We start from the raw sequence: 14224 nt of genomic DNA, 5'->3' as shown, positions 1-14224 counted from the left end.
CGGGAATTCTCCAGGGCAAAACGGGCGCGCGGATGGCGCCGGGGCGTCATCTTCTCACCAAACCGCGCGCGGGGCACGCCGCTCAGCGCGCCGCGCCGGGGCCGTAGCGCTCGAGAATGTCCGCCGCCGGCATGGGTCGGGCGAAATGGTAGCCCTGGCCGATGTCGCAGCCGAGGCCCATCAGGTACTCGGCCTGCGCGGCCTCCTCGATGCCCTCGGCGACCACGGTCATGCCCAGGGTCTTGGCGAGCGACACGGTGGCATGGACGATGGCCGCGTCGTTGGGGTCGCCGAGCATGTCCTTGACGAACTCGCGGTCGATCTTGAGCTTGTGGGCGCGCAACTGGCGCAGCATGATCAGCGAGGAATAGCCGGTGCCGAAGTCGTCGATGGCGAAATGCACGCCGCGCTCGCTGAGCATGCCGATCCAGCGCAGCGTTTCGCTGCTGACCTCGACGAAGGCGGATTCGGTGAATTCGATCTCCAGCATGCCGGGCGGCATGCTGGCCTGCTCGACGGCTTCGAGCATGCTTTCGTAGGCCCGCGCGCCCTTGAACTGCACGGCGGAGACATTGACCGCCATGTGCCCCACTTCCAGTCCCTGCGCCCTCCAGGCATGCCACTGGCGGCAGGATTCGGCGAGCACCCACAGGCCGATCTCGGTCATCAGCCCGCGGCTTTCGGCCAGCGGGATGAAGCGCCCGGGCGGAATGTCACCCAGTTGCGGATGCCGCCAGCGCAGCAGCGACTCGACGCCCACCAGGCGTCCGCTGGCCAGTTCGACCTGGGGCTGATAGACCAGCGAGAGCTGGCCGTTCTGCAGCGCGCGGGCGAGATCGTGGATCAGTTCGGCGTCGTTCTGCACCTGGGCGGTCATCGCGTCGTCGAAATACACGTAGCCGGCGCGCCCGGCGCCCTTGGCCTTGTACAGCGCGATGTCGGCGCGGCTGATCAGGTCGTCCACGTCCACCACATCGCCGCTGGGTACGGCGATGCCGATGCTGGTGTTGCTGTGCAGGCGCATCAGCCCCAGATCGAAGGAGTCGCGGAAACTGGCGATGATCTTCTCGGCGAGCACCGCCGCATCCGCCGGGCCATGCACGCCGGACTGCAGGATGGCGAATTCGTCGCCGCCCAGGCGGCTCAGCGTGTCGGTCTCGCGCAGCAGCCCGAGCAGGCGGCCCGCGACCAGGCGCAGCAGCTCGTCGCCGACGGTGTGCCCCAGGCTGTCGTTGATGTCCTTGAAGTGGTCCAGATCGAGGATCAGCAGCGCGAAGCACGTGCCGTGGCGCTGATAGGTGCGCAGGGCCTGATTGAGGCGGTCGCGGAACAGGCGCCGGTTGGGCAGGTCGGTGAGCACATCATGATAGGCCAGATGGTTGATATGCGCCTCGACCTCCTTGCGCCGGGTCACGTCTTCCTTGACCGCGACGAAATGGATGAGCTCCCCGGCATTGTCGAAGATCGGCGAGATCGAGGTCTGCTCGTAGACCACACGCCCGTCCTTGGCGCGGTTGGACAGTTCGCCGCGCCACACCCGCCCGGACAGGATGGTTTCCCACAGCTCGCGGTACACCTCGCCGGGCAGTTGCCCGCTCTTCAGGAAGCCCGGCTTGCGCCCCATGACCTCGTCGGTGCTGTAGCCGGTGATCTCGGAGAAGCGCGGGTTCACGTATTCGATGCGCCCTTCCGGCGTGGTGATGATGACCGATGCCGGGCTCTGCTCCACCGCGCTCGACAGACGGCGCAGCGCGCGCTCGCGCTCGCGGATCTGCTCGGTCATGTTGTTGAAGGTATGCACCAGATCGCCGATCTCGTCGCCCGCGCGCACACCGGCGACCTGCCGGTACTCCCCGCTGCGCATGCCGGCCACCGCGCCCAGCAGGTTTTCCAGCGGCCGGGTGACGTTGCGCCGCAGATACAGCAGGCCGACCACGAAGACCACCGCGCCGGCCAGCGCCAGGCCGGCCAGCCCGGCGGTGAACAAGGCCTCGCGCTGTTCGGAAAGCTGCTGGCGGCTGAGCACGAACATGGCGGTGTTGCGGCTGCCGTCGCCCAGCAGCCAGTCGCCCGCGCCCAGCACGTGCCCTTCGTCGCTGTGCCAGCGGATGCCGTCCAGCGCCAGCGCGCCGCGCCGGAGCGGTTCGCCGACGCCGTTGGCGACCGCCGGCGGGATGATGTCCGGCATCGCGTGGCTGAGCAGCTTGCGCTCGCCGACGATGCCGAAGGCGGCGCCGGCCTGCGCGGCCACACGCTCGACGAAGGCTTCGTCCAGGCAGGCGCCGAGCAGCACCCGGCCGGGTTCGCGCGCGCCGTCCCGCGCATCGACACGGATCGGTCTGTTTACCATCAGCGCCGGGCCGGCGCCGGTCGGGCAGCGGGTCACCAGCGCCGCGTCGCCGTAGGAGCCCGCCGCCGCGGTGACGCGGCCGAGGAATTCGGGCAAGGCCTCGATCCTCACGAACGGCGCACCATCTCCGGCGCTGACGTAGGCGGCGTCTCCGCGAGGCGGGAAATACACCTGCCGGTCGTCGTCGCCATGGCGCCAGTAGGCGCTCACCGGCCCCTGCGGACCGATCACCGCGGCCCAGGTGGCATCCGCCGCGCGCGCCAGTTCGCCCAGATCCGCCGCGAGATCGCGCACGGCCCCGTTGAAGGCGGCCGCATCGCCGTTCTCGGGCCCGGCCTGATCGTACAGGCCGACGACGCCTGCCACGCCGGGGCGCGCGGCCAGCGCATCGGCCGAACGCCCGAGCAGTTGCGCGCGCTGATCCAGATGATTCTGCAGGGTGCCGAAAGCCGCCTCGATGCGGGCGCGGCGCTCGACCTCGATCTCGTGGTTCTCGAAGAGCAGGAAGGCCACGCCGGAGACCGCCAATACGGCTGCAACCGAAGCGAACCAGAGCAGCAGCAGGCGGTGGGTCAGGCTCAAGCGACGGGACATGATCAGCGGATCGATCCGAGGTGATCCGCGCTCGGGGATGTGGCCCGGCCAAATCCGGCCATGGGTTCACGGGCGGCCGGGCCGCCGCGCGCACCACGCACCATGGCCGGCACCCCAAACCTCCCTCCGACAGTAATTCCCCGCATTGAAAAATCCCTTATCCAGGCATGTGTATTTTTTCTACACGCTAATAGCGTACTGGCGGACAAACTGTCAAGAAGGCACATCAGATTCGGCGGAAAAACCCGCCAGAAGGCGGTTTCAGCGAATTCACGGGCGGCTCCGGCAGCGGACTTTACTGCCCTGCTGTGCGAGCGCCTGGCCGCTGTTCGCCACCCTGGAGAAGGAAACCGGACTGGTCGGGATTTTCATTGAGCCAGGCACTGTCCACCCCGAACCTATTCACAGCATAGCCGACGGATTGCCAGAACGACGCCGGCCACATCCGCCTGGACGGATCGAGCCAACCCTCTGGAGAATGCCATGCCCGACATCCGACGCATCCACTTTTCCGTCCTCATCCACGCACCGGTCGCCACCGTCTGGCATGCCATGCTGGACCCCGAGCCCTACGAGCACTGGACCGCCGCCTTCACGCCCGGCTCGCGCTACGAGGGCTCCTGGGAACAGGGCCAACGCATCCGCTTCCTCGCCCCCGGCGGCGACGGCATGCTCGCCGAGATCGCCGAGAACCACCCGCAGGAATACCTCTCCATCCGCCATCTCGGCCACATCCTGCAGGGCGTGGAAGACACCGACAGCGACGCGGTACGCGCCTGGGCGCCGGCCTTCGAGAACTACACCTTCCGCCCCGTGCCCGACGGCACCGAACTGCTCATCGAGCAGGACGTCACCGAGGAATTCGAGCGCTATCTGCTCGACGCCTGGCCGCGCGCACTGGAGCGGCTCAAGAAGCTGTGCGAATCCGGCCGTAGCATCTGAAGCGCTGCCCCCTGCAATCGTCCGCCCACACGCCGTTTGCATCCTCCGGGCGGCCGCACTACGGTGGAATGGCACCCGCTGGAAGCACTGAACGCCCAGCCCCGACCTGCCCGATCAGGAGAACGCCGCCATGCCTGCCGTACAGCAGCACCAGACACCGATCCCGACCCATGTCGACTCCATCGACGATTTCCTCGATGCAACGCGCGAGATCCTGACCGACACGGTCGACAATTGGAGCTACCTGCTCTTTCCTGAGCGCCTGCGCCCGCAGATCGAAGCCGCCTGGGACGATTTGAACTTCGAGCTCACCCGCATCGAGATCCAGGATGCCGATCTGGCCGAAGTGGGGCTGGAGGGCGCGCAACTCGACCTGAAACTGTCGGCCGTCTCCGAAGCGCTGAGCGACTTCGCCAGGGCGCCGGACGTCCGTAAGCTGCTGGGCGTCTTCGACTGGCTGCTGGCGGTTCTCGGCAGCCTTGCCGCAGTCAGCAAGCGGGTCGAACAGATCAAGGAATTCATCGAAGTCCTGCGCAAGCTCATCGACGCCCGCTGATCGGTCCATGCACATCGCCCTCGAATCCGCCGACCAGCCCGACGTCCTGGCGCTCATCGAAGAACTCGACGCCTACCAGAAGCCTCTCTACCCGGCCGAAAGCCATCACGGCATCGATGTCGCTGCGCTGTCGCGGCCCAACGTCCTGTTCGCCGTGGCCCGCGACGGTGGCGGACGAGCCATCGGCTGCGGGGCCATCGTGCTGGAAGACGCATACGGCGAACTGAAGCGCATGTTCGTGCGCCCCGCGCAGCGCGGCCGGGGCATCGCCCGCGCGCTGCTCGCCTGGCTCGAAGCCGAAGCGCGCACGCACGGCTGCCACCGCTTCATGCTGGAAACCGGCTACCTCCAACCCGCAGCCATCGCCTTGTATGAACGCGCGGGGTACAGACGGCGCGGCCCGTTCGGCGGCTATGGCGAAGACCCCAACAGCGTGTTCATGGAAAAGAGAATCCAGGGCTGACCCCTGTGGCCAGCGCAGCCGCCACGGCCCGAAAGCACGCGCCGCCGCATCGTGCGGCGGCGCGCGAGATGGGCTGGATCAGGCGCGGGCGAACTTCAGCTTGCCGTTGGCGGCATCCACGCGGATGCGATCCTTGGCGCCGAACTGGCCTTCCAGGATCGCCTTGGCCAGCGGATTCTCGATGCGCTCCTGGATGGCGCGCTTGAGCGGCCGCGCGCCGAACACCGGATCGAAGCCGGCCTCGGCGATCTCGGCGAGCGCCGCGTCGCTGACCTCCAGCCCCATCTCCAGGCGCGCCAGGCGCTTTTCCAGATACTTCAGCTGGATGCGCGCGATGCCGGCGATGTTCTTCTCGTCCAGGGCGTGGAACACCACCACCTCGTCGATGCGGTTGATGAACTCCGGGCGGAAGAAGGTCTTCACCTCGGCCATCACCGCCAGCTTGATCACCTGGTAGTCATCGCCCGACATCTGCTGGATCATCTGGCTGCCGAGGTTGCTGGTCATGACGATCACGGTGTTCTTGAAGTCCACCGTGCGGCCCTGCCCGTCGGTCATGCGGCCGTCGTCGAGCACCTGCAGCAGCACGTTGAAGACGTCCGGGTGGGCCTTCTCCACCTCGTCGAAGAGGATCACGCTGTACGGCTTGCGGCGCACCTGCTCGGTGAGGTAGCCGCCTTCCTCGTAGCCCACGTAGCCCGGCGGCGCGCCGATCAGGCGGGCGACCGAATGCTTCTCCATGAACTCGCTCATGTCGATGCGGATCAGGTGCTCCTCCGAATCGAACAGGAATTCCGCCAGGCTCTTGCACAGCTCGGTCTTGCCCACGCCGGTGGGGCCGAGGAACAGGAAGGAGCCGTAGGGGCGGTTCTCGTCGGCCAGCCCGGCACGCGAGCGGCGGATGGCGTCCGACACCAGGCGCACGGCCTCGTCCTGCCCCACCACGCGGGCGTGCAGGCGCTCTTCCATGTGCAGCAGCTTGTCGCGCTCGCCCTGCATCATCTTGCTGACCGGGATACCGGTGGCGCGCGAGACCACCTCGGCGATTTCCTCGGCGCCCACCTCGGTACGCAAGAGCTTGTTGGGCGTGCCATCGCCGCCGGCCTGCTCGGCCGCCTTCAGTTGTGCTTCCAGCTGCGGCAGCTTGCCGTACTGCAGTTCGGCGACCTTGTCGAGCTGGCCCTTGCGCTGGAAATCCGCCATCAGCGCGCGCACCCGGTCGATCTCTTCCTTGATGTGGGCGGAGCCCTGCACCTTGGCCTTTTCCGCCTTCCACACCTCTTCCAGGTCGTTGTACTCGCGCTGCAGCTTGGCGAGTTCTTCCTCGATCAGCTGCAGGCGCTTCTGCGAAGCCTCGTCCTTCTCGCGCTTCACTGCCTCGCGCTCGATCTTCAGCTGGATCATGCGGCGGTCGAGCTTGTCCATGACCTCCGGCTTGGAATCGATCTCCATCTTGATGCGCGCGGCGGCCTCGTCGATCAGGTCGATGGCCTTGTCCGGCAGGAAGCGGTCGGTGATGTAGCGGTGGGAGAGTTCGGCCGCGGCGACGATGGCCGGGTCGGTGATGTCCACGCCGTGGTGGATCTCGTACTTCTCCTGCAGGCCGCGCAGGATGGCGATGGTGGATTCCACCGTGGGCTCGTCCACCAGCACCTTCTGGAAGCGGCGCTCCAGCGCGGCATCCTTCTCGATGTACTTGCGGTATTCGTCCAGCGTGGTGGCGCCGATGCAGTGCAGCTCGCCGCGCGCCAGCGCAGGCTTGAGCATGTTGCCGGCGTCGATGGCGCCCTCGGCCTTGCCGGCGCCGACCATGGTATGGATTTCGTCGATGAAGACGATGATGCGCCCTTCTTCCTGGGCGATGTCCTTGAGCACCGCCTTCAGGCGCTCCTCGAACTCGCCGCGGTACTTGGCGCCGGCCAGCAGCGCGGCCATGTCGAGCGACAGCACGCGCTTGCCCTTCAGGCTCTCCGGCACCTCGTCATTGACGATACGCTGCGCCAGCCCCTCGACGATGGCGGTCTTGCCCACGCCGGGCTCGCCGATCAGCACCGGGTTGTTCTTGGTGCGGCGCTGGAGGATCTGGATGGCGCGGCGGATCTCGTCGTCGCGACCGATCACCGGGTCCAGCTTGCCGGCGTGGGCGCGCTCGGTGAGGTCCAGACAGTACTTCTTCAGCGCCTCGCGCTGGCCCTCGGCCTCCTGGCTGTCCACGTGCTGCCCGCCGCGCACGGCATCCACCGCGGCCTCCAGCGCCTTGCGGGTCAGGCCGTATTCCTTCAGCAGGCGGCCGGTCTCGCCTTTATCGTCGGCCAGCGCGAGCAGGAACATCTCGCTGGCGATGAACTGGTCGCCGCGCTTCTGCGCCTCCTTGTCGGTGAGGTTGAGCAGATTGTTCAGGTCGCGCCCCACCTGCACTTCCCCGCCGTGGCCTTCCACCTTGGGCAGGCGCTCAATGGCGCGCTGCAGGGCGGTCTTCAGCGGCGGCACGTTGACGCCGGCGCGCTGCAACAGAGAAACCGTGCCGCCGTCGTCCTGGTCGAGCATGGCGGCGAGCAGGTGGGCCGGCTCGATGAACTGCTGGTCGTTGCCCACCGCGATGCTCTGCGCATCCGCGATGGCCTGCTGAAACTTGGTGGTGAGCTTGTCGAAGCGCATGGCAGGAATTTCCCCGATGGATTTGAACTGCCTCCTATGTGGGGTGCATTCCGGCACGTTCAAGAGAAGCCGCGCGCGGCGGCCGCGCGGAAGTCGAGCGGTTACAGTTTGTTATGATTCCGTACCCCCGACCCACGACCCAGCGAGACCGATGCCGCCATGAGAACGACAACTGCCTCCGCAACCCGCTTGCTGGCCGCCGCCGGCCTGGCCCTGGCGCTGTCCGCCGCCCACGCCCAGCTGTCCCCCGCAGCGCAGCGCGACCTGCTGGAGCTGCGCATGGTCGAGGCTGTCAAGACCGAACGCTACGCCGACTTCCTCAAGCATCTGGCCGAATTCCGCGGCGCCGACGGCACGGTGGGCGCCGAGATGCGCTACTACGAGGGCGTGGCACTGGAAAAGGCCGGCCAGCCGCTGGAGGCGCGCGCCGCACTCGAAGCCTTCATCGCCCAGGCCGGGCGCGAGCACGCGCTGTACGCGCAGGCGCTGTCGCGCTACGACGCGCTGGAACAGGCCGCCAGCGCCGCCGCGCGCGAGCGTGAACGCGCCCGGGCGCTGCTGGATGCGCCCCTGCTGCGGGCCATGGAACGCGCACCGCGGGCGGTGACGGTGAGCGCCCTGCCCAGCGACACCCGCTGGCTCGGCGGATGGAACTACGAGTGGTATGCCGGCGAGCGTCAGAACGGCCTGCACGCCCTGCCCGGCGGCGGCTGGCTGGCCTACGGCCACCGGCCGACCGGCACGGCCCTGGACGCGGCGAAGATCGACGGCAGCTGGCCGCGCCTGGACCTGCCGCAACTGCCCCCGGCCGCACTGCGGAGTTTCGCCGCCGACGGGCAGCCGGCATGGTTGCAGGTCTACGATTTCAACCGCATCTGGCTACGCTCGCCCTCCTCTTCAGCCCCCCCATCCCTCGATGTGGTCACCGCGGCGATGTTCGACAGCGGCCATGCGGTCGGAGAATGGGGGAGTCACGGCTACCTGGTGCCGGGGCGGCCCGCGCACCAGGGGCATCCGGAGTACTTTTCCGCCGGTTGGCGCAGCGAGATCGTCCGCGTGGCCGCCGACGCAACCGGCGAACTGCGCATCTGCGCCAACCTGCAGCTGGGTGCCGCTCCCAAGCGCGCCGGCCTGTGGGCCTGGGTCGACGCGCAGGGCACAGTCGCCGACAGCACCGCCTGGGGCATGCCCCAGGACCATCCCGAAGGCGCCTTTGCCGGCGGCCGCCGCTACTGGTTCGACAGCGGCCTGGACGACTGCGCCGTGCTGCCCGACGGCGCCCTGCTGGTGGCCGGCCGCGCGGTGCGCACCGCCGCTGACGGTGGGCTGGGCAAGGCACATGAGGCCGACAAACCGCTGCGCGCGCTGCGCATCTTCGAGCGCGACGGCAGCCTGCGCGCCAGCCTGCTGCTGCAGACCGGCACGGCGCGGCGGCCCGACTGGTGGCCGCCCGCGCGCCTGGAAGCGGGCAGTGCGGGCGAAGGCTGGGAGTGGCTGTGGGGGCAGTGGCGCATCGACACCCGCGCCGGCCTCAGTGCCACGCCCCGCCAGCCCGGCGCGGACGAAGCCGTGGCCGAGCTGCTGGCCCCCGCCTCCGGCGCGGACAGCCACCGCCTGCGCGTGGCCGGCCGGGAACATGATCTCATCGCCGCCGATCTGGCCGGCGAGGTGGCGCTGGCCCAGGCCGGCCGGCTGGCCGACGGCAGCGTGCTGGCACTGCTGAACCTGAGCTTTCCCAAGGACCTGCACGCCACGGTGCTGGCCGACGGCCAGCGGCTGGACGCCGACCTGTGGCTGGACCGGCAGCCGCTGGCCGTGCTGGCCGCCTTCGATGCCGGCGGCCTCCAATGGGCCCTGCCGCTGCGCCATGGGAACAAGGCCAGCATCGACGACTTCGCGCGCAAGGCGGCTGAAGCGGCTCGGCAGAATCCCGCAAGCGGCTTCGTCATTCCCCCTGACCACCAGATCAGGGAATATGCCGGCAACCAGGGCTACCGCTTCGGCCATTGGGCCGAACTGGCCGACGGCCGCGTGCTGGTCGGCACCGGCGGCGGCCTGACCTATGCGCTCCAGCGCCAGCCCGCTGCCGCACAGGCGCAGACGGAGGCGCGGCCGTGAGCCGGCGCGCGGGCTGCGCCGCCGCCCTGGGCGTGCTGTTCTGCGCCGCCGCGGCGCCAGGCTGGGCGCAGCAGGGCGGCGGCCTGTTCTCCCAGGCCGTGGGCGGCGGCGCGGCGCCCGCTGTGCCGCCGGCAAGCGGGGCGCCGGCGGCGGATTCGCTGTTTTCCGGCGCCGTGCGCAGCGGCGAGATCGAGGCCGCCCAGGAACAGGCCGCGCGCGAGCGCGAGGCCCGGCGGCTGGCGGAAGAACAACGCCAGCAGGCCTTGCGCGAGGCGGCGCAGCGGCGCGAGGAGGAGGAACGCGCCGCAACCGAGGCCGAGGCCGAACAGCGGCGCGCCCGCGCGCTGCGGGAAGAGCGCGAACGGACCGAACGCATCGCCGACCAGCCGCAGCCCGATTTCCTGGGCGACGCTGCGAGGAGGATCGGCGCGGGCGTGCAGACGGACCTGGAACGCCTGCGCCGCACCGAGCGCATGGTCGAGCGGCACGAACGGCAGCGGCTCGAACGCGAACGGCAGGCACAGTGGGAGCGCGAGCGGCAGCAGCAGGCCGAGGCGCAGCGCCGCGAGCGCGAAGCCGGACAGCGGCAGCGCCCGGCGGAAACGCAGCACGGGCCGGACACGACGGCGACTGCGGCCGGCGGCCCGTCCGCGCCGGCCGCCGCGCCGGCTTCCCCTTCCACGTCGTTCGCCACCGGCACGGCGGGCACGCCCCTGCCCGCGCGCGTCGAGCCCGGCAGCAGCGGCGCTGGCGTGCGCATCGAGGCGGCCAGCGCCGAGGCCAACGGCGCCGGACAGGGGCCGGGCCGCGGCAGCATGACCAAGCGCAACCTGACGGTCGGCCGCTGCGGGGTGGAATCATTCACCGTGCACTGGAACCTGGGCGTGCTCCTGGGCGAGCCCACCGTGGACGGCGGCTATACCTGGCAGGGCCCGGCCGATTGCGAACTGCCGTCCACGACGGTGGTGCTGCTGTACGTGCGGCGCGCCGGCGAGCCGGGCGGCTGGGTCGAACTGAGCCCGGCCGTGCCGCGCGCCGGCCAGCCGTCCTTCAACGCGGCGGGTTCGCCCTCCTCCGGCCAGCTGCTGTGCAGCTACGACGCGGCCCGGCGCACGGACTGCCTGGCGGCGCAGGCGGCGGCGCGGGTGTGGCGCGACGGCGCCGTCGGCGACTTCGCCGTGGCCTGGTAGGCGCCAGGGCGGATTACCCAGAGCGGGGAATCCGGCACGCCCCCGGCCGCCCGGACGGCGCTCCTTGATGCACGATCGCTCCATCCGGAAAAGCGAATTGTCGCGGTCTACAACAGTTGCACATTTCCCTGTGCTATGTTTGCTGCCGAGGCCGAGGGAGCGGCATGGGAATGCCGATCGGCGTCATCGTCACCGGATCGGGGCGCGCCGCGCCCGACACCAACCGAGCGCCTGGAGGATACACATGGCCATCAAGCAAGACCAAACCAGCGAGTTGCAGAAGAAAAACCTCGAAGCGGCCGTGCGCCTGGCGCAGCTGTCCATCGAGAACTCCCAGCGCATCCTGGAACTGCAGGTTGCGACCGCCAAGACCCTGTTCGAGGACGGCGTGGAAAACGCCAAGGCGCTGAGCACGCTGAAGGACCCGAAGGCTGCGATCGATCTGCGCACCCAGTTCGCCCAGGCCACCACCGAGAAGCTGCTGTCCACCGCCCGCGAGATCGCCGAGATCACCACGCGCACACAGACCGAGGTCGGCAAGCTGGTCGGCGAACAGCTGTCCACCGGCAGCAACGACGTGTTCGACGCCCTGCAGAAGCTCTTCAAGGGCCTGCCGATCACCGACCAGAACGCGATCAGCGCCATCCAGACCGCGATGGACACCACGCGCAGCGCCTTCGAGCAGGTCACCCGCGCCTCCACCGAGGCCTTCCAGGCGTTCAGCAACCTCCAGCCGCCCAAGGGCCGCAAGTAAGCACACTTCACCGGACGGCTCTGCGCCATCCTGGAAGATCACAAGGCGCCCGCGGGCGCCTTGTTTTTTGCTCAGTTCGCGTTCCAGCGCGCCGCAGCCTCGTCGTCGCTCTCGCGCGCATCCACCCACCGGGCGCCTTCCGGCGTTTCCTCGCGCTTCCAGAACGGTGCGCGCGTCTTCAGGTAGTCCATGATGAATTCGCAGGCCGCGAAGGCGTCCCCGCGATGCGCGCTGGCCACGCCGACGAAGACGATGCGCTCGCCCGGCAGCAGGCGGCCGTGGCGGTGGATCACCCGCGTGCCGAGCAGGCGCCAGCGCCCTTCGGCTTCGACGACGATCTCGGCGAGCGCGCGTTCGGTCATGCCCGGATAGTGTTCCAGGGTCATCGCCTCCACGCGCTGGTCGTGGCCCGCATCGCGCACCAGGCCGACGAAGCTGGCCACCGCGCCGACTCCGGCGTTGCCGGCCGACAGCGCGGCGATTTCCGCGCCGGCGTCGAAGTCCTCCCGCTGCACGCTGACCGACATCGCTCAGCCCCCGGTCACCGGCGGGAAGAAGGCCACCTCCTCGCCTCCGGCCAGCGGCGCATCCGGCCCGACCATGCGCTGGTCGAGCGCGGCGCGCACGTTGCGCCCGGCGCCCAGCGCCGCCCAGCCTTCGCCGCGCGCGGCGAGGTGCTCGCGCAGCGCACCCACGGTACGCACGCCATCGGGCAGCGCGAGGCGCTCCCCACTGCAACCCAGCGCTTCACGCAGGCTGGCGAAGTACAGAATGTTCAGTTCGCTCATGGTTCTTTCTCCAGCGGCAGACGCCCGCCGCTTTCAGGATAGCAGGCCGCCGAACGGCAGGAAGCGCACCGGCTCGCCGCGCGCCACCGCCTGGCCGGCGGGAATATCGACCAGGCCGTTGGCCCAGCTGGCGGCGTTGAGTGCGGCGGAGCCCTGGTTGTCGAACAGCTCCACGCCGCCCGTCTCAGTCATGCGCGCGCGCAGGAATTCGCGGCGGGAATCCGGCTTCGTCCAATCGAAATCCGCGCGCAGGCGCACGCTGTCGGGCTGCACCTCGGCCACGCCCTGGGAGGCCAGGATGAAGGGCCGTACCAGCATCAGGAAGCCGACGAAACTCGCCACCGGGTTGCCCGGCAGGCCGATGAAGGCGGCGGCATGTACGCGCCCGTGGGCCAGCGGCTTGCCCGGCTTCATGGCGATGCGCCACATGTGCAGTTCGCCCTCGGCCTCCACCGCCGGTTTCACGTGGTCTTCCTCGCCCACCGAGACGCCGCCGGTGGTGAGGATCAGGTCGTGCCCCTCGGCAGCCTCGCGCAGGGCGCGGCGGGTGGCGGGCAGTTCATCGGCGACGATGCCCAGGTCGGTCACCTCGCAGCCCAGTCCGGTCAGCAACGCGCGCAGCAGGAAACGGTTGGAGTTGTAGATGCCGCCCGGCGGCAGCGGCTGGCCCGGCTGGTTCAGTTCGCTGCCGGTGGACAGCAGCGCGACGCGCAGACGCCGGCGCACCGCCAGCGCGGGCAGGCCGACCGAGGCCGCCAGGGCGACTTCCTGGGCGCGCAGGCGGGTGCCCGCGGCCAGCACGCGGCGCCCGCGCGCGATGTCGCCCCCGGCGCGGCGGATGAATTCGCCCTGGCGCGGCAGGTGGTTGATGAGGACGCTGTCGCCCGTGTGCTCGCACAACTCCTGCATGACCACCGCGTCGGCGCCGGGCGGCAGCGGCGCGCCGGTGAAGATGCGCGCCGCCGTGCCCGCCTGCAGGGCATGACCCACGCTGCCGGCGGGAATGCGTTGGGAAACCGGCAGGCGCGTGCCCGGCGCGGGGACATCGGCCACGCGCAGGGCGTAGCCGTCCATCGCCGAGTTGTCCATCGGCGGCAGATCGATGTCCGAGACCAGATCGACGGCCAGCACGCGGCCGGCCGCCCTGTGCAGATCGACCTCGTCGATCTCGCGCAGCGGACGCGCGGCGGCGACCAGGCGTTCGAAGGCTTCGTCGAAGGAAATCAGTTCGGCCCTCATGCAGACTCCAGATGGGCAAGGATGAATTCGGCCACCGCCGCCGGCTCGTTGAGCGGCAGCAGCGGCAGGGGGCAGTCGGCCAGTTCCACGTCGCTGGCCACCGCCACCACGGAATCGTTGTCCGGCCACAGGGGCGGCTTGCCGTGCGCCGGGCGGTGGATTTCGATCTTGGGCACGGCGGAAGCCTTGTAGCCTTCGATCAGCACCAGATCGACGGTTTGCAGCAGGCTCAACTGCTCTTCCAGCGTGGGTTCCGGCCGGCCGCGCAGTTCGTGCATCAGCGCCCAGCGCTGGCTGCCCAGCAGCAGCACCTGGCTGGCACCCGCCTCGCGGTGGCGCCAGGAGTCCTTGCCGGGCTTGTCGATGTCGAAATCGTGGTGGGTGTGCTTGATCACCGACACGCTCAGCCCGCGCGCGGTGATCTCCGGGATGAGCTTTTCGAGCAGGGTGGTCTTGCCGGAACCGGACCAGCCGGCGATGCCAAACACTTTCATCGGGTCGCGGGGAATGGGAACACGCTTGGTGGGGCGCAGGATACTACAGACGGCAGGCGCTCGAACTTGACCATGCGC

12 protein-coding genes are annotated in these 14224 nt (G+C 69.5%); 6 read left to right on the top strand and 6 right to left on the bottom strand.

Going from position 1 to position 14224, the window contains the following annotated elements:
* Positions 1 to 82: 82 nt before the first annotated feature.
* Complete coding sequence (locus E6C76_RS03615) at positions 83 to 2944, bottom strand: putative bifunctional diguanylate cyclase/phosphodiesterase (RefSeq protein ID WP_136346873.1); 2862 nt, start codon at positions 2942 to 2944, stop codon at positions 83 to 85.
* Between the two features lie 483 nt (positions 2945 to 3427).
* On the opposite strand from E6C76_RS03615, the gene E6C76_RS03610 reads away from it, so the two are divergent.
* The 3 genes from E6C76_RS03610 to E6C76_RS03600 all read left to right on the top strand — a co-directional run bounded on the left by E6C76_RS03610 (position 3428) and on the right by E6C76_RS03600 (position 4905).
* Positions 3428 to 3886, top strand: a complete 459-nt coding sequence (locus E6C76_RS03610; protein ID WP_136346872.1) for an SRPBCC family protein — start codon at positions 3428 to 3430, stop codon at positions 3884 to 3886.
* 130 nt (positions 3887 to 4016) lie between these two features.
* On the top strand, positions 4017 to 4442 hold the full coding sequence (locus E6C76_RS03605; protein WP_136346871.1) for a hypothetical protein: 426 nt from the start codon (positions 4017 to 4019) through the stop codon (positions 4440 to 4442).
* A gap of 7 nt (positions 4443 to 4449) precedes the next feature.
* Positions 4450 to 4905, top strand: a complete 456-nt coding sequence (locus E6C76_RS03600; RefSeq protein ID WP_136346870.1) for a GNAT family N-acetyltransferase — start codon at positions 4450 to 4452, stop codon at positions 4903 to 4905.
* Between the two features lie 78 nt (positions 4906 to 4983).
* On the opposite strand, the gene clpB is transcribed toward E6C76_RS03600, so the two are convergent.
* Positions 4984 to 7563, bottom strand: a complete 2580-nt coding sequence (gene clpB / locus E6C76_RS03595) for an ATP-dependent chaperone ClpB (RefSeq protein ID WP_136346869.1) — start codon at positions 7561 to 7563, stop codon at positions 4984 to 4986.
* Between the two features lie 159 nt (positions 7564 to 7722).
* Here clpB and E6C76_RS03590 point away from each other — a divergent pair, with 159 nt between their 5' ends.
* From E6C76_RS03590 to E6C76_RS03580, 3 genes are all read left to right on the top strand, one after another.
* Complete coding sequence (locus E6C76_RS03590) at positions 7723 to 9681, top strand: hypothetical protein (RefSeq protein ID WP_136346868.1); 1959 nt, start codon at positions 7723 to 7725, stop codon at positions 9679 to 9681.
* A complete protein-coding gene (locus E6C76_RS03585) occupies positions 9678 to 10871 on the top strand; it encodes a hypothetical protein (RefSeq protein WP_136346867.1) in 1194 nt (397 codons plus the stop codon). The genes E6C76_RS03590 and E6C76_RS03585 overlap by 4 nt, the downstream gene beginning before the upstream one ends.
* A gap of 244 nt (positions 10872 to 11115) precedes the next feature.
* Positions 11116 to 11625 carry a phasin family protein gene (locus E6C76_RS03580; RefSeq protein ID WP_136346866.1) on the top strand — a complete coding sequence of 170 codons (510 nt, stop codon included), beginning with the start codon at positions 11116 to 11118 and terminating at the stop codon, positions 11623 to 11625.
* 71 nt (positions 11626 to 11696) lie between these two features.
* Here E6C76_RS03580 and moaE read toward each other — a convergent pair whose 3' ends face one another.
* Genes moaE through mobB form a run of 4 tightly spaced genes read right to left on the bottom strand, consistent with a single transcriptional unit; the run spans position 11697 to position 14146 of the window.
* Positions 11697 to 12152 (bottom strand): molybdopterin synthase catalytic subunit MoaE, encoded by a 456-nt coding sequence (moaE, locus tag E6C76_RS03575; protein ID WP_136346865.1) that lies wholly within the window; start codon positions 12150 to 12152, stop codon positions 11697 to 11699.
* 3 nt (positions 12153 to 12155) lie between these two features.
* On the bottom strand, positions 12156 to 12413 hold the full coding sequence (gene moaD, locus E6C76_RS03570) for a molybdopterin converting factor subunit 1 (RefSeq protein WP_136346864.1): 258 nt from the start codon (positions 12411 to 12413) through the stop codon (positions 12156 to 12158).
* A gap of 33 nt (positions 12414 to 12446) precedes the next feature.
* Positions 12447 to 13652 carry a molybdopterin molybdotransferase MoeA gene (locus tag E6C76_RS03565; protein WP_136346863.1) on the bottom strand — a complete coding sequence of 402 codons (1206 nt, stop codon included), beginning with the start codon at positions 13650 to 13652 and terminating at the stop codon, positions 12447 to 12449.
* Complete coding sequence (gene mobB / locus E6C76_RS03560; protein ID WP_136346862.1) at positions 13649 to 14146, bottom strand: molybdopterin-guanine dinucleotide biosynthesis protein B; 498 nt, start codon at positions 14144 to 14146, stop codon at positions 13649 to 13651. Before mobB ends, E6C76_RS03565 begins: the two co-directional genes overlap by 4 nt.
* Between the last annotated feature and the right edge of the window lie 78 nt (positions 14147 to 14224).

This window comes from Pseudothauera nasutitermitis, from assembly GCF_004801295.1.
Classification (GTDB): domain Bacteria; phylum Pseudomonadota; class Gammaproteobacteria; order Burkholderiales; family Rhodocyclaceae; genus Pseudothauera; species Pseudothauera nasutitermitis.
This window is presented reverse-complemented; position numbering and strand designations above follow the sequence as displayed.

Excerpts from the sequence above, each read along its gene's own strand:
- E6C76_RS03580 (WP_136346866.1), top strand. The coding sequence starts at position 11,116 with ATGGCCATCAAGCAAGACCAAACCAGCGAGTTGCAGAAGAAAAACCTC.
- moaD (WP_136346864.1), bottom strand. The coding sequence starts at position 12,413 with ATGAGCGAACTGAACATTCTGTACTTCGCCAGCCTGCGTGAAGCGCTG.
- E6C76_RS03590 (WP_136346868.1), top strand. The coding sequence starts at position 7,723 with ATGAGAACGACAACTGCCTCCGCAACCCGCTTGCTGGCCGCCGCCGGC.
- E6C76_RS03605 (WP_136346871.1), top strand. The coding sequence starts at position 4,017 with ATGCCTGCCGTACAGCAGCACCAGACACCGATCCCGACCCATGTCGAC.
- E6C76_RS03565 (WP_136346863.1), bottom strand. The coding sequence starts at position 13,652 with ATGAGGGCCGAACTGATTTCCTTCGACGAAGCCTTCGAACGCCTGGTC.
- mobB (WP_136346862.1), bottom strand. The coding sequence starts at position 14,146 with ATGAAAGTGTTTGGCATCGCCGGCTGGTCCGGTTCCGGCAAGACCACC.
- moaE (WP_136346865.1), bottom strand. The coding sequence starts at position 12,152 with ATGTCGGTCAGCGTGCAGCGGGAGGACTTCGACGCCGGCGCGGAAATC.
- E6C76_RS03610 (WP_136346872.1), top strand. The coding sequence starts at position 3,428 with ATGCCCGACATCCGACGCATCCACTTTTCCGTCCTCATCCACGCACCG.
- clpB (WP_136346869.1), bottom strand. The coding sequence starts at position 7,563 with ATGCGCTTCGACAAGCTCACCACCAAGTTTCAGCAGGCCATCGCGGAT.
- E6C76_RS03615 (WP_136346873.1), bottom strand. The coding sequence starts at position 2,944 with ATGTCCCGTCGCTTGAGCCTGACCCACCGCCTGCTGCTGCTCTGGTTC.
- E6C76_RS03600 (WP_136346870.1), top strand. The coding sequence starts at position 4,450 with ATGCACATCGCCCTCGAATCCGCCGACCAGCCCGACGTCCTGGCGCTC.